The 25,440-nt window shown below is 56.5% G+C and carries 25 protein-coding genes and 1 pseudogene; 17 read left to right on the forward strand and 9 right to left on the reverse strand.

Annotation, left to right across the window (positions count from 1 at the left end):
• Positions 1-40: 40 nt before the first annotated feature.
• A protein-coding gene (locus tag ACT2BZ_RS08010) for an IS3 family transposase (protein WP_457936118.1) occupies positions 41-1,392 on the reverse strand; the annotation gives its coding sequence in 2 pieces (ribosomal slippage) (positions 41-1,056 and positions 1,056-1,392; 1,353 coding nt in all).
• Between the two features lie 52 nt (positions 1,393-1,444).
• The gene (locus tag ACT2BZ_RS08015) at positions 1,445-1,954 is read right to left on the reverse strand and encodes a ParB/Srx family N-terminal domain-containing protein (protein ID WP_457940355.1); all 510 of its coding nucleotides are present in this window, start codon (positions 1,952-1,954) and stop codon (positions 1,445-1,447) included.
• A 652-nt stretch (positions 1,955-2,606) separates the two neighbouring features.
• On the opposite strand from ACT2BZ_RS08015, the gene ACT2BZ_RS08020 reads away from it, so the two are divergent.
• The 7 genes and pseudogenes from ACT2BZ_RS08020 to ACT2BZ_RS08050 all read left to right on the forward strand — a co-directional run.
• A complete protein-coding gene (locus tag ACT2BZ_RS08020; RefSeq protein WP_457940356.1) occupies positions 2,607-3,620 on the forward strand; it encodes an ABC transporter substrate-binding protein in 1,014 nt (337 codons plus the stop codon).
• Positions 3,621-3,698: 78 nt separating this feature from the next.
• Positions 3,699-4,490 carry an ABC transporter ATP-binding protein gene (locus ACT2BZ_RS08025; RefSeq protein WP_457940357.1) on the forward strand — a complete coding sequence of 264 codons (792 nt, stop codon included), beginning with the start codon at positions 3,699-3,701 and terminating at the stop codon, positions 4,488-4,490.
• A gap of 2 nt (positions 4,491-4,492) precedes the next feature.
• Positions 4,493-5,227, forward strand: a complete 735-nt coding sequence (locus tag ACT2BZ_RS08030) for an ABC transporter permease (RefSeq protein ID WP_457940358.1) — start codon at positions 4,493-4,495, stop codon at positions 5,225-5,227.
• 257 nt (positions 5,228-5,484) lie between these two features.
• Entirely contained in the window at positions 5,485-6,006 is a 522-nt protein-coding gene (locus ACT2BZ_RS08035) for an ABC transporter permease (RefSeq protein WP_457941252.1), read from the forward strand.
• 42 nt (positions 6,007-6,048) lie between these two features.
• Complete coding sequence (locus ACT2BZ_RS08040) at positions 6,049-7,281, forward strand: LVIVD repeat-containing protein (protein WP_457940359.1); 1,233 nt, start codon at positions 6,049-6,051, stop codon at positions 7,279-7,281.
• Between the two features lie 18 nt (positions 7,282-7,299).
• Positions 7,300-8,310, forward strand: a complete 1,011-nt coding sequence (locus ACT2BZ_RS08045; RefSeq protein ID WP_457940360.1) for a CobW family GTP-binding protein — start codon at positions 7,300-7,302, stop codon at positions 8,308-8,310.
• A 351-nt stretch (positions 8,311-8,661) separates the two neighbouring features.
• Positions 8,662-8,828 (forward strand): annotated as a pseudogene (locus tag ACT2BZ_RS08050) (IS21 family transposase); the annotation flags it as partial.
• A gap of 128 nt (positions 8,829-8,956) precedes the next feature.
• Here ACT2BZ_RS08050 and ACT2BZ_RS08055 read toward each other — a convergent pair.
• Positions 8,957-9,892, reverse strand: a complete 936-nt coding sequence (locus tag ACT2BZ_RS08055) for a 3-keto-5-aminohexanoate cleavage protein (RefSeq protein WP_457940361.1) — start codon at positions 9,890-9,892, stop codon at positions 8,957-8,959.
• A 331-nt stretch (positions 9,893-10,223) separates the two neighbouring features.
• Between ACT2BZ_RS08055 and ACT2BZ_RS08060 the strand changes: the two genes are divergently transcribed.
• The 5 genes from ACT2BZ_RS08060 to ACT2BZ_RS08080 all read left to right on the forward strand — a co-directional run bounded on the left by ACT2BZ_RS08060 (position 10,224) and on the right by ACT2BZ_RS08080 (position 14,897).
• Positions 10,224-10,922, forward strand: coding sequence for an ABC transporter ATP-binding protein (locus tag ACT2BZ_RS08060; RefSeq protein ID WP_457940362.1), 699 nt, complete (start codon positions 10,224-10,226; stop codon positions 10,920-10,922).
• Positions 10,922-11,821 carry an ABC transporter permease gene (locus tag ACT2BZ_RS08065; protein WP_457940363.1) on the forward strand — a complete coding sequence of 300 codons (900 nt, stop codon included), beginning with the start codon at positions 10,922-10,924 and terminating at the stop codon, positions 11,819-11,821. The genes ACT2BZ_RS08060 and ACT2BZ_RS08065 overlap by 1 nt, the downstream gene beginning before the upstream one ends.
• Entirely contained in the window at positions 11,811-12,698 is an 888-nt protein-coding gene (locus tag ACT2BZ_RS08070) for an ABC transporter permease (protein WP_457940364.1), read from the forward strand. Before ACT2BZ_RS08065 ends, ACT2BZ_RS08070 begins: the two co-directional genes overlap by 11 nt.
• Positions 12,695-13,741 carry an ABC transporter substrate-binding protein gene (locus ACT2BZ_RS08075; RefSeq protein ID WP_457940365.1) on the forward strand — a complete coding sequence of 349 codons (1,047 nt, stop codon included), beginning with the start codon at positions 12,695-12,697 and terminating at the stop codon, positions 13,739-13,741. The genes ACT2BZ_RS08070 and ACT2BZ_RS08075 overlap by 4 nt, the downstream gene beginning before the upstream one ends.
• A gap of 97 nt (positions 13,742-13,838) precedes the next feature.
• Positions 13,839-14,897, forward strand: coding sequence for an amidohydrolase family protein (locus ACT2BZ_RS08080; protein ID WP_457940366.1), 1,059 nt, complete (start codon positions 13,839-13,841; stop codon positions 14,895-14,897).
• 68 nt (positions 14,898-14,965) lie between these two features.
• On the opposite strand, the gene ACT2BZ_RS08085 is transcribed toward ACT2BZ_RS08080, so the two are convergent.
• Positions 14,966-16,345, reverse strand: coding sequence for an NAD-dependent succinate-semialdehyde dehydrogenase (locus ACT2BZ_RS08085; RefSeq protein WP_457940367.1), 1,380 nt, complete (start codon positions 16,343-16,345; stop codon positions 14,966-14,968).
• Positions 16,346-16,347: 2 nt separating this feature from the next.
• Positions 16,348-17,127, reverse strand: a complete 780-nt coding sequence (locus ACT2BZ_RS08090; RefSeq protein ID WP_457940368.1) for an IclR family transcriptional regulator — start codon at positions 17,125-17,127, stop codon at positions 16,348-16,350.
• 262 nt (positions 17,128-17,389) lie between these two features.
• Between ACT2BZ_RS08090 and ACT2BZ_RS08095 the strand changes: the two genes are divergently transcribed.
• From ACT2BZ_RS08095 to ACT2BZ_RS08105, 3 genes are all read left to right on the forward strand, one after another.
• Complete coding sequence (locus tag ACT2BZ_RS08095) at positions 17,390-18,043, forward strand: TetR/AcrR family transcriptional regulator (RefSeq protein ID WP_457940369.1); 654 nt, start codon at positions 17,390-17,392, stop codon at positions 18,041-18,043.
• A gap of 164 nt (positions 18,044-18,207) precedes the next feature.
• Complete coding sequence (locus ACT2BZ_RS08100; RefSeq protein ID WP_457940370.1) at positions 18,208-19,161, forward strand: cyclase family protein; 954 nt, start codon at positions 18,208-18,210, stop codon at positions 19,159-19,161.
• Positions 19,162-19,237: 76 nt separating this feature from the next.
• Positions 19,238-19,978, forward strand: coding sequence for an SDR family oxidoreductase (locus ACT2BZ_RS08105; RefSeq protein WP_457940371.1), 741 nt, complete (start codon positions 19,238-19,240; stop codon positions 19,976-19,978).
• Between the two features lie 15 nt (positions 19,979-19,993).
• On the opposite strand, the gene ACT2BZ_RS08110 is transcribed toward ACT2BZ_RS08105, so the two are convergent.
• The 4 genes from ACT2BZ_RS08110 to ACT2BZ_RS08125 are packed head-to-tail and all read right to left on the reverse strand — an operon-like array spanning position 19,994 to position 23,238.
• A complete protein-coding gene (locus ACT2BZ_RS08110; protein WP_457940372.1) occupies positions 19,994-20,749 on the reverse strand; it encodes an ABC transporter permease in 756 nt (251 codons plus the stop codon).
• A gap of 2 nt (positions 20,750-20,751) precedes the next feature.
• Positions 20,752-21,447, reverse strand: a complete 696-nt coding sequence (locus tag ACT2BZ_RS08115) for an ABC transporter permease (protein ID WP_457940373.1) — start codon at positions 21,445-21,447, stop codon at positions 20,752-20,754.
• A 59-nt stretch (positions 21,448-21,506) separates the two neighbouring features.
• Entirely contained in the window at positions 21,507-22,274 is a 768-nt protein-coding gene (locus ACT2BZ_RS08120; RefSeq protein ID WP_457940374.1) for an ABC transporter ATP-binding protein, read from the reverse strand.
• Between the two features lie 22 nt (positions 22,275-22,296).
• Positions 22,297-23,238, reverse strand: coding sequence for an ABC transporter substrate-binding protein (locus tag ACT2BZ_RS08125; protein ID WP_457940375.1), 942 nt, complete (start codon positions 23,236-23,238; stop codon positions 22,297-22,299).
• A 270-nt stretch (positions 23,239-23,508) separates the two neighbouring features.
• Here ACT2BZ_RS08125 and ACT2BZ_RS08130 point away from each other — a divergent pair, with 270 nt between their 5' ends.
• Entirely contained in the window at positions 23,509-24,420 is a 912-nt protein-coding gene (locus tag ACT2BZ_RS08130; protein WP_457940376.1) for a PfkB family carbohydrate kinase, read from the forward strand.
• The gene (locus ACT2BZ_RS08135; RefSeq protein ID WP_457940377.1) at positions 24,417-25,427 is read left to right on the forward strand and encodes a tagatose 1,6-diphosphate aldolase; all 1,011 of its coding nucleotides are present in this window, start codon (positions 24,417-24,419) and stop codon (positions 25,425-25,427) included. Before ACT2BZ_RS08130 ends, ACT2BZ_RS08135 begins: the two co-directional genes overlap by 4 nt.
• The last annotated feature ends 13 nt before the right edge of the window (positions 25,428-25,440 follow it).

Below are 25,440 nucleotides of genomic sequence, written 5' to 3' on the forward strand. Positions count from 1 at the left end.
CTTTGATTAGAGGAGTTTCGGCCTCGTCTCGGTGTTGATGTTATGCGGCTAGCTTGCGGTGCTGCAAGCGCCGCTGTTCGATGGTCTGACGTTTGATCCTTTCTCGTTGTTGGATGATTGCCTCCGCTCTGCCGAAGTAGGCGTCGGCGGGCGTCACGTTGCCCAGGCTCTCGTGGTAGCGCTGGTGGTTGTAATATTCGACGAACGCCTCGATCTGGCGTTCGAGGTCTCCGGGCAGGAAGTAGTTCTCGAGCAAGATGCGGTTCTTGAGGGTCTGGTGCCAGCGCTCGATCTTGCCCTGCGTCTGGGGATGGAACGGAGCGCCACGCACATGGCTCATGCGCTGCGCCTCGATATAGTCTGCCAGATCACTGGCGATGTAACTCGGGCCATTGTCGCTGAGCAGGCGCGGCTTGTGCCGGACATGAGCCTGGTCGCAACCTGAAGCGGCCAGCGCCATATCCAAGGTGTCGGTGACGTCCTCGGCCCGCATGGTGCTGCACAGCTTCCAACTGATGATGTAGCGGGAGTAGTCGTCGAGCACCGTGGACAGATACATCCAGCCCCAGCCGATGATCTTGAAGTAGGTGAAGTCGGTCTGCCACATCTCGTTCGGGCGAGTGGTCTTGGTGTGGAACGCATCAGCGGCCTTGATCACCACATAGGCCGGGCTGGTGATCAGATCATGGGCCTTGAGCAGGCGGTAAACCGTGGCCTCCGATACGAAGTAGTGCTTCTCGTCGGTGAACCGCACGGCCAGTTCGCGCGGCGAGAGCTCCGACTGATCCAACGCCAGTTCGATGATCTGATCATGAATCTCAGCCGGTATCCGGTTCCACACTCGGCTCGGCGCCGATGAGCGGTCTTCCAGCGCTTCCGGGCCGCCAACAAGGTAACGATCATACCAGCGGCAGAAAGTCCGGCGTGGGATGCCCAGATGCTCAAGTGTGCGACGAGCTGGCAGGTGTGACTGCTCGACAATCCGGATGATCTCGAGCTTCTCGGATGCGGGGTATCTCATTCGTCGTCGCCCCCATCCGCGATCATGCTTTTTTTAAGCAGACGGTTCTCGAGCGTCAGGTCGGCAACGCATTCCTTCAGCGCACCGGCCTCTCGGCGCAGATCCTTCACTTCGTCGGTGGTGGCGGCACGGGCGGTATCGCCCGCCAAGCGCCGCTTGCCAGCCTCCATGAACTCTTTCGACCAAGTGTAATACAGGCTCTGAGCGATGCCCTCCTTGCGGCACAGCTCGGCTATGCTGTCGTCACCGCGTAGGCCATCCAGCACGATCCGGATCTTGTCTTCCGCTGAGAAATGCCGCCGAGTTGCCCGGCGGATATCCTTCACTACCTGCTCTGCAGGTCTCTTCGCATTCGTCGTTTTGGGTGGCATCGTCATTCCTTCGTCAATGCGACGAGACCAAAACTCTCCTTAAGTCACAACCTCAAATCTGGGCCATAGGTGCTGACGGGAAACAACCTTCCCTGGAAACCGGCTCGGACTCTGGTATCACAATCGGCCCGTCCAGTTCCTGCAGGGGCAATAGTGACGGTGTCGTCAGCTTGTCGACCTCAATGGTGTCGAAGCCGGTCAAAGTGATGTCGAAATCCGTCGATGTGAGGTCGGCCAATTCAGAGGAAAGCAGATCCGGTGACCATACCGATGTGATTGCCAACTTGTTATCGGCAAGGCGCAACGCACGCTTCTGAACATGCGAAAGGTCGGCAAGACGTATGACGGGCACAGTTTCCAGCCCCAATTCCTTTGCCGCCTCAAAGCGCCCATGACCAGCAATGATCTCCCCGTTCTCATCGGCCAGAATCGGATTGGTAAACCCGAACTCGCGAATGCTAGCTGCGATTGAACTGATCTGCTTGCGCGAATGATGCCGGGCATTGCGTGCATAGGGGTGCAGCGCCGAAGGCGGCATATACTGCAGCTCGGTATACGTCATGGCTTGATATCCAGATGTCTTGGAGCTCTATTCTTGAATGCAGAATTTCATAAGTCAACAACAAAAACTTCATCCATCGGAAAATTTAGTTTAAAACGTTATACAACTAATAGTCAGTGGCGCTTTATATTGGTTTAGTTGTTGTATTTAGTCGCAAGCAGATTTGATTGTTCTCAACGAAGACGCAATTATTGGTGGACTAGCGCGCATGGCTCATTGACTCTCCCCTTGGCCAACTGAATGGCAGAAAGCAGAACCCAAAACGAAAAGCTGGGTTATTGTAGCGAGCTACCAAGGCGGAAACAGAGAGGCTGCGAGCGGCTCTGTTGGCGGATCGGTGATGGTTCCGGTTTAAAGCCATGATGCAAACAGCGGGACGTCAGTCGAAGATGACTGGATATTGCGCCGGCGTTTTGAACCGCCTTTTCACATATTGGCCTTCGTGCCCCAAAATTAGGGAGGCAGGCGTCTACGAATCTAGGGGCTATTCAGATCACCCGATACACATTCGCGCCGCTACAGAATGGTCCTGGCTGAAAAAAATTTCAGTAGGCGCCAAAATGCTCTCGGGTGTGATTGACAGATTCCGACCTGAGGCGCTGTTGCGAAAACGTAAAGCTCGTTGAGCAGTCCACTGGGAGGTGACCGTACCATGTTCAAAGCAATCGCTAAGGCAGCAATTGTCCTTGTAGGGATAGCCATTGGCTCCAATGCATCGAACGCTGATCCGCTAAACATCCGAATTGGATGGTCGACAATGCCAGGGCACATGATACCCGTGCTCTATCTGAAGCCTGAAATCCTGAAGCATTACGGGACCAGCTACACGGTTGAGCCGATCAAGTTCAAAGGGAGTTCGCCTCAGATCAGCGCCCTCGCCGCCAAAGAGATAGACATGGCCGCGTTTGGCCCCTTGGTTCTCGCGTTGGCGGTCAACAACGCTCACCTCGATGTAAAGCTAGTAGCCGACATCTTGCAGGATGGTGCAAATGGATACCATTCGTCGCCTTACTTGGTTAGGACCGATTCTGGTATCGAAACAGTTGAGGATCTGAAGGGAAAACGTATTGCGACGAATGCGATCGGGTCGTCAGTCTACACCGCAATGCAGATCATGTTCGGTAAACACGGGTTGGTCGATAAGCGCGACTACACCATGATAGAGGTCGGATTTCCCAACATTCCAGCGATGCTAGAAGAACGTAAGGTCGACCTCGGACCGGTCCTGCATCCCATGTCGGCAGATCTCCTGGCTACGGGAAACTACAAGGTGCTTTTTCGTACGATGGATGCCGTTGGACCGTCTCAGTCCACGTTTCTCGTCGCGCGTGGGGAGGTTCTTGCTGAGCATCGTGACCAGATGATGGACTTCTTCGAGGATCATGTACGTGCCTATCGGTGGTTTGCGGACCCCGCGAACCGCACGGAAGCGATCGGGATCATTGCCAAGTTTATGCAGCAGGACCCGGCAACGCTCCAGCATCTGTTTTCTAAGGACGACTACTACCGTGATCCATTTTTGATCCCGAACGTAGAAACGGTACAAAACGTGATCGACATCACAGTCGAAGCTGGATTGTCGCCAACCGATGGTATCGAGGTTGCACCTAATCATGTCGATCTGAGCTTCGTTGAGGAAGCCAAACGCCGCATCGAGGCCGAGTAACATTGGGTCGCTGAGGGTGAAATTGTAGTACAGCAAAATAGACGTTGTTGGATATTCAATAAAAAAGTAGCACATATTATGGAAACTGGCATTGGTATTAAGATTAGCGATCTGAATCATCGCTATGGTCCCCCGAGTGGCCCCGGTATCCCAGTGTTGGACAATGTGAACCTTCATATAAGGGACACGGAATTCCATGTGCTTCTTGGGCCATCTGGGTGCGGCAAGAGTACGCTCCTATACCTGATCGGCGGGTTTCTGCCGATCAGGTCAGGGACAATAGAAACGGTCGCAGGACTGGTAAAGAATCCTGGGCCGGATCGTAGCATCGTCTTTCAAAATTTTGCTCTGTTCCCTTGGATGACAGTGATTCAAAACGTAGCCTACGGCGTGAAGAAAAAGGGCCTTCCGAAGGAAGAGTGTAGCCGCATTGCGCAGCAACATATTGATCTCGTGCATCTGTCCGGATTTGAAAAGTCCTATCCATCTCAGCTGTCCGGGGGAATGCAGCAACGAGCTGCGCTCGCCCGAACCCTTGCGATTGATCCACGCATACTGCTGATGGACGAGCCCTTTGGCGCATTAGACGCACAAACTCGACGTGTAATGCAGGAAGAGCTCAGACTCATCTGGAAGAGAAGCCCAAAGACGGTTGTGTTTGTAACCCACGATGTGCATGAGGCCGTTTATCTCGCCGACCGAATTTCAATCATGAGCGCCAGGCCTGGCCGGATCGAGCACGTAATCGACGTCGACCTTCCCGACGAGCGAACTGAAGAAACGCTTAAAGATCCGTCGTTTGTCGAACAGGCTGAATATATCTGGAGGCTCGTCCGTGAGCAGGCCGTCGCGGCCGCCCGCGGGGTATGACCATGCTTAAATTCGCTCCCCTCTTGATCATGGCTGCGATTTGGCAATTGCTGGTGGACACCGGAATGGTTTCCAACCTCATTCTTCCGAGCATTCCGCAGATCGGTTCGGCATTCTGGCAGATCCTGATGAACGGGGATCTTCTGTCACACACCGGCCGTTCCTTGTACCGAGCCGCAAGTGGTTTGAGCGCCGCGATCATGGTCGGCATTACTATTGGTGTCACAATGGCACTCTGGAAGCCCTTCAGGCTAGTCGTGAACCCAATCGTCCAATTGTTTTATCCGATGCCGAAATCAGCACTCATACCGGTGGTTATGATCTGGTTCGGATTGGGCGACCAATCCAAGATTATCCTTATCTTTCTTGGCTGTCTGCTACCGGTGGTGATCAGCACGTTCAATGGCGTCCGCGGAATAAATCCGGTACTCATTTGGTCGGCAAAAAGCTTAGGGGCTTCAACACCCGCAACAATCATTCAGATTATAATACCAGCAGCGCTCCCAGAGATCCTGAGTGGTTGTCGCACTGCCTTGTCATTTGCGTTCCTGCTTATGGTGAGTTCGGAATTTGTCATAGCCTCGGATGGTGTGGGCTACATGATTAGCTCTCTTGGTGATGCCGGCCTCTATCCAGCCATGTTCGGGGTAATATTTTTTGTCGCGTTCGTTGGCTTTTTGGTCGACCAGATATATTCCGCGGTCTCCCGTTACCAGTTGCGCTGGAGGATGGCATGATGTCGTACGCGACTAAGATGTCATCCGAAGTAGCGATCCAAGCGTCCGTTATACTAGGTCTATGCATATTGTGGGAGGCAACCTCACGCATAGGTGAGATCAACCCATTCCTGCTCCCGCCACTCAGTGTTGTTCTGATGAGGCTATGGAATGACATTTTTTCGGGCCAAGCGGTGGTTGACCTACTCCTTACACTATACCGCGCTGTGGCTGGGTTCGGGCTTGCAGCTGCCTTAGCGATTCCAATTGGCGTGTTGATGTCGCAGCTAAGACCCGTGAGATGGTTCTTCGAACCGATAATTTCGGTTGGCTTTCCCATGCCGAAGGTTGCCTTCCTTCCGATCTTCATTCTTTGGTTCGATGTCTACGATACCTCTAAGATCGCGGTAGTCGCCTTCACCTGCTTTTTTCCGATCGTCTCGACAACCTACGCTGGCACTAGTGGTATCGACAAATGGCCATTGTGGTCGGCGAGGTCGCTGGGTGCCAAAGAGGGTCAGCTTCTAACCGAAGTGGTGTTGCCGATGGCGATGCCGCAGATAATTACGGGTCTGCAGATTGCCCTGCCCGTCGCTCTAATAGCTGCCATCGTTGCCGAGATGCTGATGGGAGGCCAGGGCATCGGCGGAACAATGATCATTGCCGGTCGGTACGCGGACTCAGTCGGTGTGTTCGCGGGTATCGTGGAAGTCATCCTCCTCGGTACAGTGGTGCTTAAGGCAGCGACCTATTTCCGCATGAGGCTCCTCAAATGGCATCCTGAGTCTCAGAAATCCTAGGCTGGTGGTTGCCCACCGGATTACCCCAGCTATGCAAAACAATTGGCGAATAAGAAAATGCATCAAGCACTGAATTGGAATTTCAAGCTGCTCAGTCATCATACGCTCGATGGCTTTGGCGGAATGGGCGAAGGCATGTCCGTACAAATAGCTAAGGATGGCAGACGGATTCTTTGGCTGGCACATGAAAGCGCACCGAAGAATTTCACCGGCTTGGATGTGACAAATCCATTGAAGCCCCGGGTGGTTGTGCAGACTGATTTGCCTCAGCCACACATGCGATCGAATTCTCTTGAGGTTGTTGGCAACTTAATGGCCGTGGCGTACCAGACTAGACAACCTGGTCAGCAGCCGGCTGGAATGGAGCTCTTCGACGTTTCCATTCCAGAAGATCCTCGCTCAATCTCGTTTTTCGACTGCTCTGGGCCTCATTCTCGGGGCGTGCACCAGTTGTGGTTTGTCGATGGACAATATGTACACATGGCCGCCGGGGCACCGGACTTCGAACCCCATAACCAGTTAGACGATCAATTCTATCGGATAATTGATGTTCGTGACCCCGCAAAGCCCGTTGAGACTGGTCGCTGGTGGCTTCCTGGCACAAGGGTGGGAGACACTCAACCGCCGCCGATCCGACATGAGAAGGCATGGGATTCGGGCTTTCGAGCCCACAACACAAATGTTTATACCCAGCGACCAGACCGTTGCTACCTTGGATATCTTGACGCAGGAATGATTATTCTTGATATCTCAAATATGGCAAAACCAAAGATGGTCTCGCGGTGGGACAACTCTCCTCCTTACTACGGGTTTACTCACACAGCGCTGCCGCTCTTCGACCGTGAACTTCTCGTGGTAACGGACGAGTCTGTTATGGAGGGAGCTGCTGACTGGCCGAAGCTCGTGTGGATCCTTGATGCGCGCGACGAGAACAATCCGGTGCCGATCTCTACGTGTCCGAAACCGCCTCTGGATGTTTTCGGCAAGCGAGGCGGGCGGTTTGGTGCGCATAATCTTCATGAGAATGTGCCACTACCAACCTCCTGGTGCTCGGAACAGATAATCGTGGGCACCTTTTTTAATGGCGGTCTGCGGGCGTATGACATCTCCGATGCCTATCAGCCTCGTGAAGTTGGCTACTTTGTGCCCCCGCCGCCCGATTCATCTCCTGTGGGAGAGATTCAGCTGAACGACGTATTCATCGACGAGCGCGGGATCGTCTATACCGTGGATCGCCACGCGGGCGGTGTGTACATCCTCGAGATGGAGTTCTAGCGCCCTGAGCAAGTAAGCATGAACTTTCTCAGATCCCATCCATTCGGACGCATTCAGAAATCTCCGGGTGCAGCGCGAATACCTGTAACGATTCTCACAGGGTTCCTAGGGGCCGGCAAATCGACATTGCTGAAACGGTTCCTTGCCAGTCCGGTGGGCATGGGCACAGCCGTAATTGTGAACGAATTCGGCGAAATCGGGATCGACGACACCATTTTACGGACAGCTACTGACAATATCCGACTAATCGAAGGCGGCTGCCTGTGCTGTGCGTCTAGCTCCGATCTTGCGCGGGCCTTGCGCGAGCTTTTCGCGGAACGGGCCAAGGGGACAATTCCCCCCTTTTGCCAAGTTGTACTAGAAACTTCAGGCATGGTCGACCCGAGCCCAATCCTCATGACACTGGCTAATGATCGAGCCCTCGCAGACGTATATGCGCTAACAGATATCGTGACAGTGGTTGACGCTGTTTCGGCGCCATCTTCTTGCCGCGAGCTTCCGGAATGGGGAAAGCAAGTGGCCCTCGCTGATCAAATCGTCCTGTCAAAGACCGACCTGGCCACGGATCGCGATCAAAGGGCATTAATGGAGACGCTTTCAGCAATAAACCCCAGCGCGAATATTGTTATCTCTCGAGAAGATGCACATCTAGTGCTTGGCGCGCGGATACGGAGCGTTATTGGTACCAGTCCCTTTCGATCGGTTGAGGTTTCTAACGCCGATCAGTTACATAACTATACTAGTTTCTCGGTTCGTCGCGAAAAGCCTGTACCTTGGATGCGTTTCAGGAGGTTCGTCGATGTCATCGCAGAATGCCGTGGTGATGACTTCCTGAGGATGAAGGGTTTGGTCAACGTCGAGGGTCGGGTCGGTCCAGTGATTGTCCACCAAGTGCAGCATCTGACTCATGCACCCGAAGAACTTGAAAGGTGGCCGTCGGCGGACAGGTCGACGCGTTTGATTTTTATTACGAAGAACATTGATGGCCCGACCGTAGAAGCGTTGTTTGCATCAATACTGGACTTATAAAGGGGGATCATCGCCTCATGTCAGAAGATTACAGCGTCTTCGCCCTTCGTGCCCAAGATTTCGCGAGCCTCATCGGACGTCGCGATCTCCAGAGACAGGTGTTCAATGATTGACCGGATCTTAGCCGCCTGTTGTGCGTTGCTGATATCGGTATTGCAGAGGTGTTCAACATCGCAACAGTCATTTTCGAATCGTACCTGCGATCGTGCGCCAGTTCTTTGATAGTGTAAATCGGTATTTCGCTAGTTAGTCGGAACGTATTGTTATCTGTGCCATCAGTATAAGTTCTCTTCCACTCACACTTCCATTTATTGTAACGCTTGGCCGCGGGAAAACTGCGAAGTACATTGACGAGGCAAGGAGCGCGACGTCGATGAGCGCTTCCTGGCCACGGCCAACCACCATCTCTTCGAACACAAGTTCTGCAATCCAGCGTCAGGCTGGGAGAAGGGCAAGTCGAGAAGAACGTTCAGGATGCAAGTCATCGGCTCTGGCAGCCGCTTCCACGCTTTCGCGACAAGCGACCCAAGTCCTCGACGGTATCGCGTGGCATGTGGAGATAACCGAATTGCTGACCGTAAACGCCTGTTTTGGACACAGTGGGAGCAAAGCATGCGTCAAATCCAAGGGGCGTCTGTCCTTCACCTCAGAATCTTACTGCGTCGCCGCCCTTCGTCCCAAGAATTTCACGAGCTTCGTCTGGCGTGGCGATCTCAAGTGAAAGATTCTCCACGATCGATCGGATCTTGGCGACCTGTTGTGCGTTGCTAGACGCCAACTCACCCTTGCCGATGTATAGAGAATCCTCAAGGCCGACGCGAACGCTGCCGCCGAGCAGCGCCGATGCGGTGCAAAAATTCATTTGATGCCGGCCCGCGGCGAGCACCGAGAACACGTAGTCCTCTCCAAAGAGTTTGTCTGCGGTGTTTTTCATGTGAACTAGATGGTCGAGATCTGGGCCGATCCCACCGAGAATGCCGAAAATGAACTGGATGAAAATCGGCGGCTTCAGGCGGCCGCTGCGGTAGAAATACTCCGTATTATAAAGATGGCTGATATCGTAGCACTCATGTTCGAAGCGCACGCCCCGCTTGTCCGCCAGTTCCTTGATGACGTAGTCGATCGTGCGGAATGTGTTCGGAAAGATGTTGTTGTCGGTGTCTTCGATATATTTCTTCTCCCAATCGAATTTCCAATTATCGTAACGCTTGGCCGCCGGGAAGATCGCGAAGTTCATCGAACCCATGTTAAGCGAAGTGATTTCCGGTTCGGCGCGCACTGCCGCCGCGATCCGATCGTCCATGCTCATACCGACGCCCCCGCCGGTGGTGATGTTCACGATGGCCTTCGTGCTTTGCTTTAAACGCGGCAAAAATTCCATGAACACTTTCGGGTCGGCAGTTGGCGCACCGGTTTCCGGATCTCTTGCATGAAGATGCAGGATCGCAGCTCCGGCCTCTGCGGCCTCGATCCCTGAACGCGCGATCTCATCGGGCGTGATCGGCAGAGCATCCGACATTGTCGGCGTGTGAATACCTCCTGTCACCGCACAGGAGATTATGACTTTGGTCTGACGTGCCACGGATTCCTCCTCAATCGCGCCGGCAAAGCCGGGAGTCGAGACGACGTACGTGCGTCTCGCGGTGCGGGCTTCGAAACCGTGCTGTCCGCCCCGAGAGAAAGGACGCAGCACGCGCCTAAATCCACCGCGCGTTGCGTGCGGCTGCACTCAATGAAACGAACGTCGCCATTTCCTTGAATTCGTCTCGTGGCCGGTTGAGCTAGTTTCGAGGACAACCACACTGAAGCGAACGAGGGCCGTGCAGTTGGAGGAGGAGAGAGGTGCAACACGCGTTGCCAGGGCTGCAGAGGTTATCAATGCGCACGCCTTAACTAAGGTGTTCGGGAACGCCGTGGTTGCTCTGGAAGCTGCGAGCTTCTCGATCTCTTCGGGCAGCTTTGTCTCTCTGGTCGGTCCAAGCGGCTGCGGAAAATCGACTCTGCTGCGCATGATTGCGGGTCTGATTTCAAAGACGTCAGGCAGTTTGAAGATTCAGGGCGAGGAGATAACCAGTCCTCGCACAGATATCGGCATGATGTTTCAAAAGCCCACATTGCTCGACTGGCGCACGGCCATCGAGAACGTCCTTCTGCCAACCGAGATCGGTGGCATCGTTACCGACGAGGATAGACGGAAGGCATACGATCTGCTGCAGCTCGTCGGTCTATCAGGTTTCGAGTTCTCCTTTCCCCGTCAGCTATCGGGCGGCATGCAGCAACGCGTCGCGCTAGCTCGGCTGTTGCAGACGGGGGCTGATATTTTGCTGCTCGACGAGCCATTCGGGGCGCTCGACGAATTCACTAGGGAGCGGCTTAACCTTGAACTGCGCCGTATCGTGACCGGCGGTGCCAAGACCACGGTGTTCGTCACTCACAATATCGCGGAGGCGCTCTTTCTCGCGGATAAGGTGATCGTGCTCACGCCGCGCCCAGGGCGCCTCGCGAAGATTATCGACGTGCCATTCAAGGGGGAGAGACCTCTCTCGATCCAGCAGACCCCCGAGTTCAATGCGCTGGTCTCCGAGGCGCGCAGGGCCTTGGGAGCGGACTGATGGCCGATGCGAATGCGCTCCCGGGCAAACATGCTGTGCGCCGCGCGCTACCCAACTTACGTCAATTCGCCATCCACGCCGCCATCCTGATCGCGCTTCTGAGCGCCTGGGAGTGGGTTACCTGGACGGGCATTGCCGACGCCCTCATTTTTCCCCGGCCCACCGACATCCTCATTTCGGCGTGGCGAATCTACGTCGTAAACGCAAACATCTGGCACCACCTGTTCATAACCGTGACGGAGGTCCTGTCGGGGTTTGTGCTGGGGTCCGCACTGGGGATAGTGCTTGCCATCATCGTGGGCCTCAGCCCAGCCGTGCGCTCATACCTCAAGCCCTATGTCGTTGTGCTGGAGGCGACCCCGCGGATTGCCATGGGGCCGCTCATCATCGCCTGGCTCGGCTTTGGATGGAGTTCGAAGATCGCGATCGTTACGCTCGTTTGCTTCTTTCCTCCTTTCGTTAACACCCTTGCGGGCATCCTGAACGTCGACAGCGAAGCGCTCCAGCTGTTTCGTTCCTTGCGCGCAACCAGCTGGCAGACTTTTCGCAAGCTCATGCTTCCCGACGCCATGCCGCTCATAATGGCGGGGCTGAGGCTGGCAATGGCGGCCGCGCTTGGCGGCGCGCTCGTTGCGGAATTTATCTCGGCCAACGAGGGAATGGGTGTGCTCCTGTCGCGATACACCGAAGCCCTCAATATGGGCTCGTCTTTCGCATCGCTGCTCACGCTGACCCTTCTCGGTTTCACGATCTACCGGCTCATGGAGTTCGCCGACAACCGCATCGTCTACTGGCAGCATGCCGGGCGCCTCACGGAGATGTCCCGCAGGCGCGCAGTCCAGTGGTGCAGACGCCTCGACCTGACGGTCGATCGCGGAGATTCTCACGATGGAAACTGAGCGCGGCGGAGAGCCAGAACCAAGATACCTGGGGTTTGCGATACTCCCTCACATCGCGCTGTTCGCCCTGCTGGTCAGCCTCCTCGAACTTGCCGGTATCGCCGGTTGGCTGAATGAGTTCATTCTGCCGCGTCCGAGCAAGATCGGAGCCGCCTTCGTCGAGGTCTACGTGACGCAGCGGACCGTCTACTGGCATGCGGCGGTGACGCTTTACGAAACCGTGGTGGGCTTCACGATCGCCGCCGTGGTGGGCGTCGGACTTGCTGTGGCTTCGGCCGTGAGCGATCCATTCCGCCGCTACGTCTCGCCTTATGCTATCGTGCTCAACGTGACGCCTGGATTGGCGTTGACGCCAATTGTCATCGCCTGGTTCGGATTCGGCTGGAGTTCGAAGATCGCGCTGGCGGCCATCGTCTCGTTCTTCCCGATATTCGTGAACACGCTGGCCGGACTAACCCAGGGCGACGATGATCGACGCGAGATGTTCCGCTCTCTCGGAGCGAGCAGAATGCAGACATTCTTGAAGCTGCAGCTTCCAACCGCTCTCCCCACTACCATTGCAGGCCTTCAGATCGGCGTCACCGCAGCGCTGGTTGGAGCCATCGTCGCCGAGTTCGCGTCTGCCAGCGAAGGCATCGGTGTTCTGATGAAGCGCTTTTCTTTCGCCCTGAACATCCAGGCCACCATCGCGACGCTTCTGACGATGTCGCTGCTTGGATTGCTGCTTTTCGTCATTCTCGAAATCATCGACGACAGACTGGTCTTCTGGCGTCGGGATGTGCGCATGGCTCGGGTGAGCCGGCGTCGGGCAGCCCGCTGGCGGGTGCCTTCACCGCAACAAACCAAAGAGACCGTCGAAGGAGGAACTAAGAAATGAAGATTGCCGGGATTCTTTTGGGGGCTGCACTATCGGCAGCTGTCTTCGCACCCGCGGCGGCTCAGCAAGAGCCTACCGTAGTAAACATCATCATGCCGCTGCAGCGTTCGATCGGCTTCTTCCCGCTGCTTGGCGGGGAGGCGCTGGGATATTTTGAAGATGAGGGCGTGAAGGCGAACCTCCTCTCATCTGACACCAGCCTACCATTCGTAGCATTCTTGCAAAATGGCCAGGCCGACATCGCCACGCTCGACGGTCCGGAAACATTTGCGGCAATCACCGCTGGCGCAGATGTTTCGGTTATCTTCGAAGCACAGCAGCGAGTTCCGGAGGGCATTGCCGTGCCGGCCGACAGCCCGATCAAGTCCGTCACGGAGTTGAAGGGCAAGATAGTTGGTTTAGCCAGCGACCGCGACATCAATACGCTGCGCTGGGCTCTAAGTTCGGTCGGTTCCAACGCAGATGACATCCAGACTGTGGTAGTCGGCGACGCAGGGCCTACGCTCGCCCGTGCGCTCCGAGACGGAACAGTCGCGGCCGTGGTCGGCTCGCTAACCGATTGGGGTCCAATCAAAGCAAACGGCATTCCCGTCCGCATCATCACACCGAAGGAGATGGCGCAAGCTCCATCGAACAACTTCGTCGTGTTGACCAGCACCCTGCAGGATCCGGCCAAACGCAAAGCGATCGTCGGCTTCCTGCGGGCCTGGGCCAAGGGCTCGCTAGTTGCCTCAATCGATCGCGATGCATTGGCCGCGATGTCCAAGGCAATCGTGCCCGAAGAATGGGAAAACGAGAAGTTCGCCAACGAGTGGTTGGATTCAACCATCATCACGATGGAGTCGGTGACCGAAGACGTTGGCCAGGTCCAGCCACAATCCTGGGAGAACCTCCAGAACGCCATGGTCGACATCGGCGTCGTTCCGGGCAAGGTCGATCTCCAGGGTCATCTCACCAACGATCTAACGGTCGAAGCGAACGATTTCGACCGGGAGAAGGTGAAGGCCGACATCGCCGAATGGCGCGCGGCCAACATGAAATGATGGCTTAGAGCCGTAGGACCCACCAGCCGATTGGCTGGCGGGTCTTCCTAGTGATAGCCGAGCACAGAAATATGAGATCAGGGAGCGACCTTTCGTCATGGAAGTTTGGAACAAATACGGCCCGACAGCCGCCCGTGAGCATTCCGGCGAAAAGTCCGACAGGCGCTATTCAGCGCCGATCACCGATATGCACGCGCATGTTGCGATTCCCGCAGCCGGCGCGTTCGTGGGCAGCCGCTCGGACTTCAGATCGACCCCACTCGGCATGTATTCCTCAGAACAGACGGTTGCGATCAACAAGCAACAAGAAGGCGATGTCCGAGCGCAGATTACCGGCTATGATGAACGTTTTGCGGTTATGGAAAGCATGGGTGTGGAGCGGCAGCTTGTGATGTGCCCGCCGTTCCAGACCTACTACGAGACGGAAGGTGAGGTTGGCATGCGCGCCAGCGAAATGATCAACCAAGGCCTTTTCGACTTCGTTTCCAAACATTCAGACAGGCTATTTGCCCTCGGTAACGTACCGTTGCAGGCGCCTGACATTGCCGTCAAACAACTCGAAGATTGCATGAAAGCCGGTTTCAAGGGCGTTCAGATCTTGACCAACGTCAACGGGATAGAGCTGTCCGACACGCGATTTGAAACCTTCTGGAAGCGGGCCGAGGATCTCGGCGCGATCGTGTTGCTGCATCCGAACGGCTTCACGGAAGGCCGACGATTTGCCAGCTATTACTTCAACAACATCATTGGGAACCCATTGGAAACCACTATAGCGCTGCATCACCTAATTTTTGCGGGCGTTCTGGAGCGCTATCCTGAGCTGAAGATCTTGTCGGTTCACGGGGGTGGTTATCTGGCTGCCTATTCTGGACGCATCGATCACGCCTGGGGAGCGCGTTCGGACGCCCGGACCAATCTGCCCAGGCCACCTACCCATTATCTGCGCAAGGTGTTTGTCGATACGGTTGTCTTCACGCCTCACCAGCTGCGCGCCCTGGTGGAAGTCTTCGGCGCCGAACATGTCGTTCTAGGCACCGATTTCCCTTTTGACATGGCGGAATTCAAGCCGGTGGCGCATGTCGAGCAAGCAGGTCTGTCGGATGATGTGGTCGATGCGATCGTTGCCGGCAATGCGCGGCGCCTTCTTGGCGTGTGAGCATTGGTCAGAAGAAAAAGGGGCGCCATCGAGGGCCCTTTTTCTTTGTTCTGCCTGCCTGCGCTTCATCAAGTGCTCGCCGGGCCAATCCAGACCGTCTTCATGTTGGTAAACTCGCGGATCCCTAGAACGCCAAGCTCGCGGCCGTAGCCGGAGCGTTTGATGCCCCCAAAGGGGAGTCGGGGATCCGAGGCGACCATGCCGTTCACGAATACGGCGCCGGCGTCAATCGCACGGGCAAGCTCTTTCGCCTTGATTAGGTCTTGCGTCCAGAGAGCAGCTCCCAAGCCAAACTCGGACTGATTGGCCATACGGATAGCTTCAATTGAGTCCTTGACGCGTATCACCGCCGCAGCTGGGCCGAATGTCTCTTCGTCAAATGCTGGCATACCCGGCGTTACAAAGTCGAGCAAAGTGGGCTGGTAGAAGCAGCCGGGACCTTCGACGCAATGTCCGCCCAACACGAGACGTGCGCCGCGCGCCACGGACGTCTCAACCTGTCGATTAAGGGTTTCGCGCAGGTTCGCTCGCGCCATCGGTCCAATGGTAACGCCGGTCGCAAATGGGTCACCAACCTTGAGTTTCTGTATACCCTCAGAGAACAGCTCGACGAAGCGATCCGCTACGCTTTCTACTACGATGAACCGCTTTGCGTTGACGCAGCTCTGCCCAACGTTGATGAACCTGGCTTTTACTGCGGTCGACGCGGCCAGTTCGATATCGGCGTCAGCGAGCACAATGAAGGCGTCAGAGCCGCCGAGTTCGAGCACCTGCTTTTTGATGGCTTTGCCGGCCTGCGAGGCTACGATAGAGCCAACCTCGGTCGACCCCGTCAGCGTCACCGCCGCAATCCTGTCGTCTGCGATTAGCCCGGCGATCTTATCAGCTCCAATAAGGAGCGCTTTCATCAGACCGTTTGGAACACCGGCGGCGGACATGATCTCTTGGCAGGCGAGGGCGGAGCCCGGCACGTTGCTCGCGTGTTTCAAGATGATCCCGTTTCCCGCAGCCAGTGCCGGCGCGGCAAACCGAAAAAACTGCCAAAGAGGATAGTTCCAAGGCATTATCGCGAGCACAACTCCGAGCGGTTGATACCCGATATAGCTTTCCGACGCCCCGGATGGCGCGGATTCATCCGCAAGGAATTTTGAGGCGTTGTCGGCGTAATATTCGCAGTTCCACGCGCACTTATGAACTTCCGCTATCGCTTCAGCGAGTGGCTTGCCCATTTCAAGTGTGATCAGCCGGCCGTATCCGTCGGCGCCTGCCCTCAGGATTTCTGCGACGCGGCGAACGACTTGCGTTCGCTCCTCCACGCTGCGAATCCGCCATTCCTTCTGCGCCGTCACAGCAGCATCGAGCGCGGCGTTGACAGCTTCGTCCGTATCGCAGGAATACTCCTGTAAAGTCTCACCGGTCGCGGGATTGAGAGATGTTATGGTTTGCATGCTTAATGCTCTGAATTGGGCTTTACGGCCTTGGCCAAGATAGCCTTGGCGTGTTCAATGATTGCTTCGCTTGAGAGCCTGCGAAGGTGTTCGTTGGTCGTGGTCAGCCAAATCCCGAAAGTAGGTCGGCCGGTCTGGGTCGGTACCATTATGCCAATCCCGTTGAGCCCAATGGAATATTCCCCACATTCGGTGGCATGTCCCACCACGCGGATTTGCTGCAGTTCCCTCACCAATGACGAGTATCCGCTAGTGGTGCGCGTCGTATGCCGCTCCATTACGCTGGCGGCGTAAAGCGATTTCACCTCGGCAGGATCCGCTGCGGAAAGCAAAACCTTCCCAATTGATGTAGCGTGAGCGTCGACCACTCCTGCACGGAGAGCTTCGGTGACACTGGGATGCCGCGCAATCGCCGACGGCTGCGAATAAAGCTGAACTCGCGATCCCTTTCGTGACCCTAGCAGTGCCGTCAGACCCGTAAGAAGTTCGATCTGGCTCAGCACCGGCTGAAGGCTGTCGACCGCCGAAGAATGTGCAAATTCCGAGCTGCCCAACTGGCATATCTGCAGGCCGGGTGTATAGCACCGTGTCGCTCTGTTCTTGTAAACGAAGCCTTCACGCACCAGTTCGGACAAAATCCTATAGGCCGTTGCACTATCGAGGCCGGTTTGTCCGGCGATATCCACTAGACGCACAGGGCTTTCATATCCGCCTATGCAATTCATAATTGCAGCAATACGGCGCACAAGCCTGTGGTCATATCCAGACAACTTCTGTTTCATCCCAAGACACCATCTGAATGTTTTTATTGACTTTATGGCAATGCGGCGATCTGAATCACCTCATTAGTGACTAATGATCACCAGTAGTGATCAAGAGTCAATAGCCAAGTCGTTTGGGTGAGCCACCTGGTGATAAATGCAGTCAATGCAGTGTATGCTGCGAGCGACATTGTGCTATTTCACCTGAGCGTTAGAGCTCGCGAGGGGCACCAAGATCAGGCGTTCCAGACTTGTATCGGGCAGAGTGGGAGCTACGACTTCAATGGCAGAAAAGGTCGTATCTGAACCGCGAAACATCAGGCTCGCGCCCGACCGGCGTGCGAAGCTCATACTCAATCGGTCGATAGAATTTTTTGGCAAGAACGGGTTCTCGGGGACGATGCGGGAGCTCGCAGATCACTGCGGCGTTTCCTCCGGACTCATTCTCAAATACTTCGGGACCAAGGAGCATTTGCTCGACCAGGTTTTCGATTCGATATTTATCGATCGCTGGGAAGAGGAGCGGCTTGTTGCACTGGTCGATCGATCGGTAGAATTTCGGGTGCGGCTCAAAAACTTTTATGCCTGGTTCTTCGAAATTACCGACGACTTCAACTGGATCCGGACTGGAATCTTTTCCGGCCTTACCAACCAGGAACTCTCGCGTCGCCACTATGAGTTGCAGGTCCGGCGCATCCTCGAGGCTGTTGCTCTCGAACTGCGGGAGGAGCGCGGTGACGCAGATAAATTGACGAACGTGCCCCCCGAAATGTGGGAGTTGGAAGTGGCCTGGACACTGCACTCCACTTTCATTCAATGGAATATACGGAACCACGTCTTCGGCCGCCCGGTTTGGCGCGACAAGCAAGGCATGGTGGAACTCGTCGTGGACCTTTTCATCGACGGTTGTTTTGTGCGGCCAGCTACCAGAACCTGATCTTTTTTCAGCCAGTGAAAAGCTTGGCAGAGGAAGCTCGAAGGGGACGTCCAAGTTTCCTACGGTCGTTGAGAGCCGCCTTGGCACCTGTCCGTGAACGCACCTCGTCCGCGGACTTCTCGTCTCAAGCGACTTGCAACATAAAGAGATTCGAGGATCTGCTAATGAACATCAAAGTCGATAAGGCCGCGGTCTACAAGGCCGCCAAAGAGCTCTCCAACTGGGGGCGCTGGGGAGCGGAGGACGAAATCGGCACCCTAAATTTCATCGAGCCCGCCGACATTGTCGCGGCAGCCAAACTGATTCGCAAAGGCAAGATCTTTGCTCTTGGGATCCCGGTAGACAAAGATGGCCCGCAACGAGGCGGCGATGGTCGCTGGAACCCTATCCACACCATGCTCGCCACTGGCACCGACGCAGTCTCCGGTATGCAGGACGACTGGAACCGCTGCCGGTATGCGGATGACGCCATCAATATGCCGGTCCAGTCGGGCACACATTGGGATGCGCTCGGTCACATCTTCATCGATGACAAGATGTATAATGGCTTTCCAGCCAAACTTGCCGACTCGCGCGGCTTGCAGAAGGGTGCAATCACCGCATCCAAGGACAAGATGGTCGGCCGCGGTGTGCTGCTCGACATAGCGCGTCACAAGAAAGTGGATTCACTACCCGACGGCTATGGAATTTCCAACGACGAGTTGGATGAGGTTGCTAAGGCACAGGGTGTCACCATTGGACGCGGTGACTTCGTGATCATCCGCACTGGTCACATGGAGCGTGTTCGCGCGGATGGCGGCTGGGGCAACTACGCCGCTGGCGATGCACCCGGAATGAAGTTCGAGAATTGCTACTGGTCACACAAGAAGGAAATCGCCGCAATCTGCACTGATACCTGGGGTGTCGAGGTTCGCCCGAACGAGACGATGGAAGTGCAGCAGCCTTGGCATTGGGTAGTGATTCCCGCCATGGGCCTGACAATGGGTGAGATTTTTAACTTGAAGGAACTCGCCGCTGACTGCGCGGAAGACAAGGTATACGAATTCTTCTTCTGCGCTCCGCCGCTTCAGATCACCGGCGGCACCGGTTCACCGATCAATCCGCAGGCAATCAAGTAGACCCATCGAACTCTCTGCTCAGCCGCCCGGCTCCGGCCGGGCGGCGTTTCATCGTATCTAGTAAAGGATTCCAGCGATGGGCACACAGTTTCCCCTACTCGTTACCGGCGGCAACCAGGGCATCGGCGAAGCTACAGTGCGGCTCGCCGTATCGCGCGGCTACCATGTCCTTTTCACATACCGCCGAAATGTCGATGCGGCGAACAGGATCGTTGCGGACTTTGATAGAAGCGTTCGCGCGGTCCGGTGCGATCTTGGACGAGAAGGCGACATCCAAAGCCTTTACAAGCTTATCGACGATGACTTCGGCGGGGTGTGCGGTGTAGTCAACAATGCCGCGACACAGGCCTCATCCAACTCATTGCTGGCCGATGCCGACATGGCAGACATAGCAGAACTCATTAAGGTCAACGTCACAGGAACGATCAGCGTCACCCGCGAGGCGGTGCGGCGCATGGCTAAGTCGCGGGGTGGTTCGGGCGGCGCCATCGTCATGGTCTCGTCCGTGGCCGCCCGCCTCGGAGCTGCCAATGCGCAGATCTGGTATGCGGCTTCAAAAGGCGCCCTTGACAGCCTGACGACGGGATTGGCGCGCGAGGTCGCGACCGACGGAATCAGGGTGAACGCCGTATCCCCAGGTCCGACTGACACGAACGACCGGCCTGAACAACTGCAGCGCATGGAGATGCTGAAGGCGACAATCCCAATGGGGCGACTCGGCCAACCAGGGGAGATCGCCGCGGCCATACTATGGCTGCTCTCAGACGAGGCGTCCTTCGTGACCGGCGCGAACCTCACAGTGAGCGGCGGGCGTTAGAGCCCGGCTCCGGCGCTAGCGCTGCCACCGCAACAGATAGCGCTCTGCAAACTGGAGCAGAGCGCTGCTCAGCCAACCGACAATTGCCAAGACGACCAGCCCTGCAAACATGTCTGCCGAGTTGAAGCTTCGACCGGCAAGCAGCACGAAAGTGCCAAGGCCGCGGCGCCCGGCAAGCATCTCTGTAACCACGGCAAGGATCAGTGCCACGGTCAAAGACAAGCGCATGCCACCTAAAATGTCAGGAACGGCGTTCGGCAGCCCGATCTTTCTGATGAAGGCGAGCGGCGATAGGCGCAACGCCGCGGCTACCTCGCGCAATCTTGGCTCGACAGTTGCAAAACCGTGTATCGTGGCCAGCAGTAGCGGCCAGATCGACCCGAACGCCACGACGCCGATTACCATTGATGAACCGAGGCCGAAAAGGGCGATGGCAACCGGTATAATCGCTGAGGCCGGAAGAGGGCGAAGAAATTCGAGGATCGGCCCCAGTGTGTCGCGCGCAGGCCGCCAGCTGCCGATAAGGCTTCCAAGGATTACGCCGATGATACTCGCCAGCAGCCAACCCTGAACCATCAAGAGAACCGTGGCTAACGTATCGCGTCCGAGACCGCCGTGTGTGAACCCCCACCAGAGCGATTGCGCTGCCGCGGCAGGTGACGGAACGAAAGCGCGTGAAACCATGCCGGTCGCCGAAAGCATGTGCCAGCCAAGCAGCAACAGAAGTATCGCTGGTAGGTCGTAGGCAAGAATACGGCCGGTTCGATGCATGCTCAGGTTCCGGACGCCTGGCCGAGCCTGAGGTACAGCCGACGCTCGGCGACTATGACAAGTTGATTCAGTACCCAACCCAAAATGCCTATCCAGACCAAGAAAGCGAGCATAAGGGCCGGCCGCAACGACTGTTGCGCGATCACGAGATCATATCCTATGCCGCGTGGGTTGACAGTGATCTCCACGGTCACGGCCACCACGAGCGCTATGCCGGTCGCCAACCGCAGCGCGACGATAATGCGCGGCAGCGCAGCCGGAAGGACGATCTTGGTTAGGCGGGCGAAGGACGTTAGTTCAAGCGCATCTGCAACGGCCAGAAGCTGACGGTCGACACCCGCGACTGCGTATTGAGCCATTATCATCGTCGGCCAAAGGGTGGCGAAAGCCACTATTGAAGCTTCAAGGGAGACGCCGAAACCAAAGGTCATCAGAGCGAGTGGAATGAGAGCCACGGAGGGTAGTGGGCGCAGCAGTTCAACGGGGGCTCGCGTCGCCTTCGTGAGGAACGGTGACAGACCAATCAGCAATCCGAGAATTATACCCGCGCCCGCGCCAATCAACAGGCCAAGCGCACCTGCCGACACAGTCTGCCACACAGCTCTGAATACGGAACCGTCGGCAACCGTTGACACCATCGCCATCGCGACCTCGCTCGGAGGAGCGAAAGATTCTGTGACCACTGCTCTGGTGCGCATGGACGCTTCCCACGCGATAACGGCAACACCCACGATGGCCACGGGACGCCAATTCATGTCTATCCCGAATGTCCGTGAGATAGGCCGAAAAGCTCGCGGCGCATGCGCAGGAAGTCCGGATGCTCTCGGGTGGCGAGCTGGTTCCGGGGGCGCGGCAGGTTAACTTCAACAATCTGGTGGACACGCCCTGGATTTGCCGCGAGCGCAATCACTTTGTCGCCGAGATAAAGCGCTTCTTCCAGATCGTGAGTCACGAATAGCACGCAAAGGCTTGTCTCGGCCTGAAGTTTTAGCAGTTCGTCCTGCAACGTCTGGCGGGTCATTGCATCGAGCGCACCGAAGGGCTCGTCCATGAGCAGAAGCCTTGGCTCCTGAGCCAGACAACGTGCGATTTGAAGCCGCTGCTGCATGCCGCCGGAGAGTTGTGATGGGAACTTGTCCACGTGCTGGGCGAGACCAACTGTCTGCAGCAGATGTTCGATACGAGGCTCGCGTTCGGCTTTCGGAATGTGCGCCGCCTCGAGCGCCAGCGACACATTACCCGCGACATCACGCCAAGGGAGCAGAGCCCGGCTGTAGTCCTGGAACACAATCGCAACGTCGCGCGATGGACGTTCACGTTTATTGCCATTCACGCGCACCATTCCCGTCGTCGGGCGCGTGAAACCCCCGACCAACCTGAGAACCGTTGTCTTGCCGCATCCCGAAGGTCCGATGACGCAAACGATCTCGCCGGGGTCGACTTTAAAGCTAATGTGCTCAAGAATCGATTTGTCGCCGTAGCTGAGACTTACGTCCTCCAATTCAATAGCGTTGACAGTGTTCATCAGCTATCGGTTTTTCGATTCCTCAGGAAAATACGCACTGCTCCGGATCGATCTCCGTGCGGATCATATTCTGCGCCTTCATCAGGTCGATCCAGTTCCGCACGTCGTCGACTGTGGCTGTCGCCCGCAACCGGGGGAAAGGGACCGCCTTAATAGCTTCGAGGTCCAGCTTGGTATACTTCGCGACGTATTCCTGGGCCTTTTCGAGGTTGTTCTGGGCGAATTCGACGCCCTTGACTGTTCCTGCCTGGAAAGCGCGCACAGCGTCCGGATTTTCAGCGGCAAAATCGCGTGTTGTGGCGAGGAAGGCGGTGGGTAACTCGTGTGCGAGATCGTCCATATGCGTGATAATTTCGCCCGCCCCGGACGCTACGATACGGCCGACGATCGGCTCAGAGCCGATGACCGCATCGATCGAACCGCCACGCATAACATCTGCCATCTGAGGGAACGGCACTTCGACAAAAGTAACTTGGCTGGCGTCGGCGCCCTGATCCATCATCCATTTCCGGAACACGACGTGTAGGAACGCATTCAGCCCCGGCACACCGACCCGTTTTCCGTAAAAGTCCGCTGCCTGCTTGATCTTCAGTGAGGGACTTGCAACTGCCGCGAAGCTCTTTACGCCCTTCGCAATCACGCTTGTCGATCCTACCGCAACGAGGTCGAGCCCTCCGTCGATGGCCGAGACAAATACCGGCGGGGAAGGGTTAGCGAACTGCAGCGAGGCGGACTGAAGCGCGCCCGGAATGGTCGGATTCAGCGCGACGAGCTGAAGCTCGGTATCGAGCCCAGCTTCCTTATAGAAACCTTCTTCCTGCGCTGCATAGACACCGGCTGGATCCGCGGCCGCCGTGAAGCCAATCAGAATTTTGCCCGATCGAGCAAACGCGCGATTCGGACGAAGAGCAATGGAGGTGGCAAAAAATGAAATGCCGCCAACAAGCTGGCGCCTGTCAATCATGTTTTCTCCCTTGTCTCGATCCCATCTTATCGCCCTTGCGGGATCGGCTGGGGTAACTTTGACACGGACGAAACGATGAATCTGCGTTTTGAGCGAATTCTTTCATAGGCTGCAATCGCTGTAGAGAATTTAGCTGCGTTCGACGGCCTGTTTTTCACTGCGCGCAATCCTGGTCGGTGATGCGTTGCGGGCGTGCATTGTGATGCTAGGTGTGTTGCCAACATTGCGTTGCGCCATGCCCAGAGGGGCAAGGAAGCTCCCAGGAACAAGATGTCTCACGCCCCACTTGTAATCTGCTGTGGTTCAGCTGTCGTCGACCACGTATTCGACGTCGCAGTAATACCTGAAAGCGCCATGAAGGTCCCTGCATCGCGCTATCGCGAATCCGGTGGCGGCATCGCTGCGACAGCGGCCGTAGCGGTCGCCGCGCTTGGCGGAAAAGCAATCTTCTGGGGCGTCCTTGGCGAGGATCATGCCGGTTCGGTAGTTCGCGAGATGCTCCACGCGGCTGGGGTGGATGCCGCCGACGTTATTCAAGATGGTTTAGCGCAGACGCCCGTTTCCGGGGTGCTCGTGGACGATGCAGGCGAACGGTTGCTCGCCTTTTTCCCCGGCCACCGCCCTTCCGGTCTGGAAAAGACGCTTCCGTTGGAGCGTGTCAAGGACGCTGGCGCCGTCCTTGCGGATATCCGTTGGTTCGACGGAGCGATCGCGGCGCTCAACGCAGCTCGCTCTTCCGGCGTTCAGACGGTGCTGGACATAGACGTTTCGAAAGACCCCCGCCTGCCTGAACTCATCGGACTAGCGGATCACGCGATCTTTTCGATGGGCGGATTGCACCACGTTACCGGAGCCGAAGTGCCGGAGGAGGGCTTGTCCCGGGCAGCCACAATTACGGGGGGCATTGTCGGAGTCACCCTCGGTCAAGACGGTTACCTCTGGTTGGAAGAGGGGCGCGTTCATCGTGAACCCGCATTCGCTGTAGCGGTGAAAGACACCAACGGTGCCGGCGACACCTTCCACGGTGCGTATGCACTTGCGATCGCGGAGCGGCGAAGTGCAGCGGAGGCGGCCAGGTTCGCAAACGCAGCCGCCGCTGCAAAATGCGTAAGGACTGGCGGGTGGAGCGGCATGCCGTTGCGCGAGGACGCCGAAATTTTACTTGCAGGGAGAATTCAATGAACCTAAGCGCCGGGAAATATCGAGGCTTTCAGCGCGTGTCGGACGTGAACGGCACGATGAAGATGCTTGCTGCTGACCAGCGGGGGCCGATTCTAGGACCGATCGCCAAGGCGCGTGGCGTCGCAGAAGCTCCCTATGAGGACGTATCACGATTCAAGGAACTGCTCGTCCGGCATCTTGCGGGCCAGTCGTCCGGCGTTCTTATCGATCCGATCTACGCATTCCCGAATACACTGCCGCTAGTAGGGCGGGATCCTGGATTGATGATGACCTTGGAACACTCCTTTGTCGAGGAGACCCCGCTCGGGAGAAAGTCCCTCAATATCCCCGGCTGGACCGTCGAAAAGTCACGGCGGGCTGGCGCAGATGCGGTGAAAATTCTTGTCTGGTATCGCGCTGATTCTGATGACTCGGTGCGCGAGCATCAACTCTCCTACGTGCGTGCTGTCGGCGACGCGTGCCGTGAAGCAGATGTGGCCCATCTACTGGAGTTGCTCGTCTATCAGCTGCCGGATGAAGATATCGCCAGCTATGGTGCGCGCAGAGGCAAACTTGTCGAGGAATGCGTTGCCGATTTCCGCGGTGAGGAATTCGGTGTCGACATCTACAAGCTCGAACCACCGTCGGCTCTCGTCGATGTTCCGGATCCGGACGGCAAGGATGCCGCCGCGGTGCAGAAGCTCTACGACGCCATGGCTCGCGACCTGCCGCGTCCATGGGTCTTGCTTTCGGCTGGCGCCAATGCCGAGGATTTCCTCCGATCGCTGGTTTATGCCTACCGGTCAGGTGCGACCGGCTACCTCTGTGGTCGTGCCATTTGGAAGACGGCATTCGACCTGTTCCCGAATTTTGATGCCATAGAGCGCGAACTTGTCCGAACAGCCAAGCCCTATCTCGAGCGGATCAACGGACTGACCGACCGACACGCTCTTCCTTGGCAGAAGCATTCAGCCTTTAAAGACGGCATTGCGCTCGGCGGCGGCGCGGATTTCCCAAAGCATTATTGACTGAACGAGTGGA

It is taken from the genome of Mesorhizobium sp. 10J20-29 (genome assembly GCF_054130485.1).

Bases quoted from the DNA above. Each gene is read 5' to 3' on its own strand.
- ACT2BZ_RS08015 (WP_457940355.1), bottom strand. From the start codon at position 1,954: ATGACGTATACCGAGCTGCAGTATATGCCGCCTTCGGCGCTGCACCCC.
- ACT2BZ_RS08020 (WP_457940356.1), top strand. From the start codon at position 2,607: ATGTTCAAAGCAATCGCTAAGGCAGCAATTGTCCTTGTAGGGATAGCC.
- ACT2BZ_RS08025 (WP_457940357.1), top strand. From the start codon at position 3,699: ATGGAAACTGGCATTGGTATTAAGATTAGCGATCTGAATCATCGCTAT.
- ACT2BZ_RS08030 (WP_457940358.1), top strand. From the start codon at position 4,493: ATGCTTAAATTCGCTCCCCTCTTGATCATGGCTGCGATTTGGCAATTG.
- ACT2BZ_RS08035 (WP_457941252.1), top strand. From the start codon at position 5,485: ATGTCGCAGCTAAGACCCGTGAGATGGTTCTTCGAACCGATAATTTCG.
- ACT2BZ_RS08045 (WP_457940360.1), top strand. From the start codon at position 7,300: ATGAACTTTCTCAGATCCCATCCATTCGGACGCATTCAGAAATCTCCG.
- ACT2BZ_RS08065 (WP_457940363.1), top strand. From the start codon at position 10,922: ATGGCCGATGCGAATGCGCTCCCGGGCAAACATGCTGTGCGCCGCGCG.
- ACT2BZ_RS08070 (WP_457940364.1), top strand. From the start codon at position 11,811: ATGGAAACTGAGCGCGGCGGAGAGCCAGAACCAAGATACCTGGGGTTT.
- ACT2BZ_RS08075 (WP_457940365.1), top strand. From the start codon at position 12,695: ATGAAGATTGCCGGGATTCTTTTGGGGGCTGCACTATCGGCAGCTGTC.
- ACT2BZ_RS08080 (WP_457940366.1), top strand. From the start codon at position 13,839: ATGGAAGTTTGGAACAAATACGGCCCGACAGCCGCCCGTGAGCATTCC.
- ACT2BZ_RS08085 (WP_457940367.1), bottom strand. From the start codon at position 16,345: ATGCAAACCATAACATCTCTCAATCCCGCGACCGGTGAGACTTTACAG.
- ACT2BZ_RS08090 (WP_457940368.1), bottom strand. From the start codon at position 17,127: ATGAAACAGAAGTTGTCTGGATATGACCACAGGCTTGTGCGCCGTATT.
- ACT2BZ_RS08095 (WP_457940369.1), top strand. From the start codon at position 17,390: ATGGCAGAAAAGGTCGTATCTGAACCGCGAAACATCAGGCTCGCGCCC.
- ACT2BZ_RS08100 (WP_457940370.1), top strand. From the start codon at position 18,208: ATGAACATCAAAGTCGATAAGGCCGCGGTCTACAAGGCCGCCAAAGAG.
- ACT2BZ_RS08105 (WP_457940371.1), top strand. From the start codon at position 19,238: ATGGGCACACAGTTTCCCCTACTCGTTACCGGCGGCAACCAGGGCATC.
- ACT2BZ_RS08110 (WP_457940372.1), bottom strand. From the start codon at position 20,749: ATGCATCGAACCGGCCGTATTCTTGCCTACGACCTACCAGCGATACTT.
- ACT2BZ_RS08115 (WP_457940373.1), bottom strand. From the start codon at position 21,447: ATGCGCACCAGAGCAGTGGTCACAGAATCTTTCGCTCCTCCGAGCGAG.
- ACT2BZ_RS08120 (WP_457940374.1), bottom strand. From the start codon at position 22,274: ATGAACACTGTCAACGCTATTGAATTGGAGGACGTAAGTCTCAGCTAC.
- ACT2BZ_RS08125 (WP_457940375.1), bottom strand. From the start codon at position 23,238: ATGATTGACAGGCGCCAGCTTGTTGGCGGCATTTCATTTTTTGCCACC.
- ACT2BZ_RS08130 (WP_457940376.1), top strand. From the start codon at position 23,509: ATGTCTCACGCCCCACTTGTAATCTGCTGTGGTTCAGCTGTCGTCGAC.
- ACT2BZ_RS08135 (WP_457940377.1), top strand. From the start codon at position 24,417: ATGAACCTAAGCGCCGGGAAATATCGAGGCTTTCAGCGCGTGTCGGAC.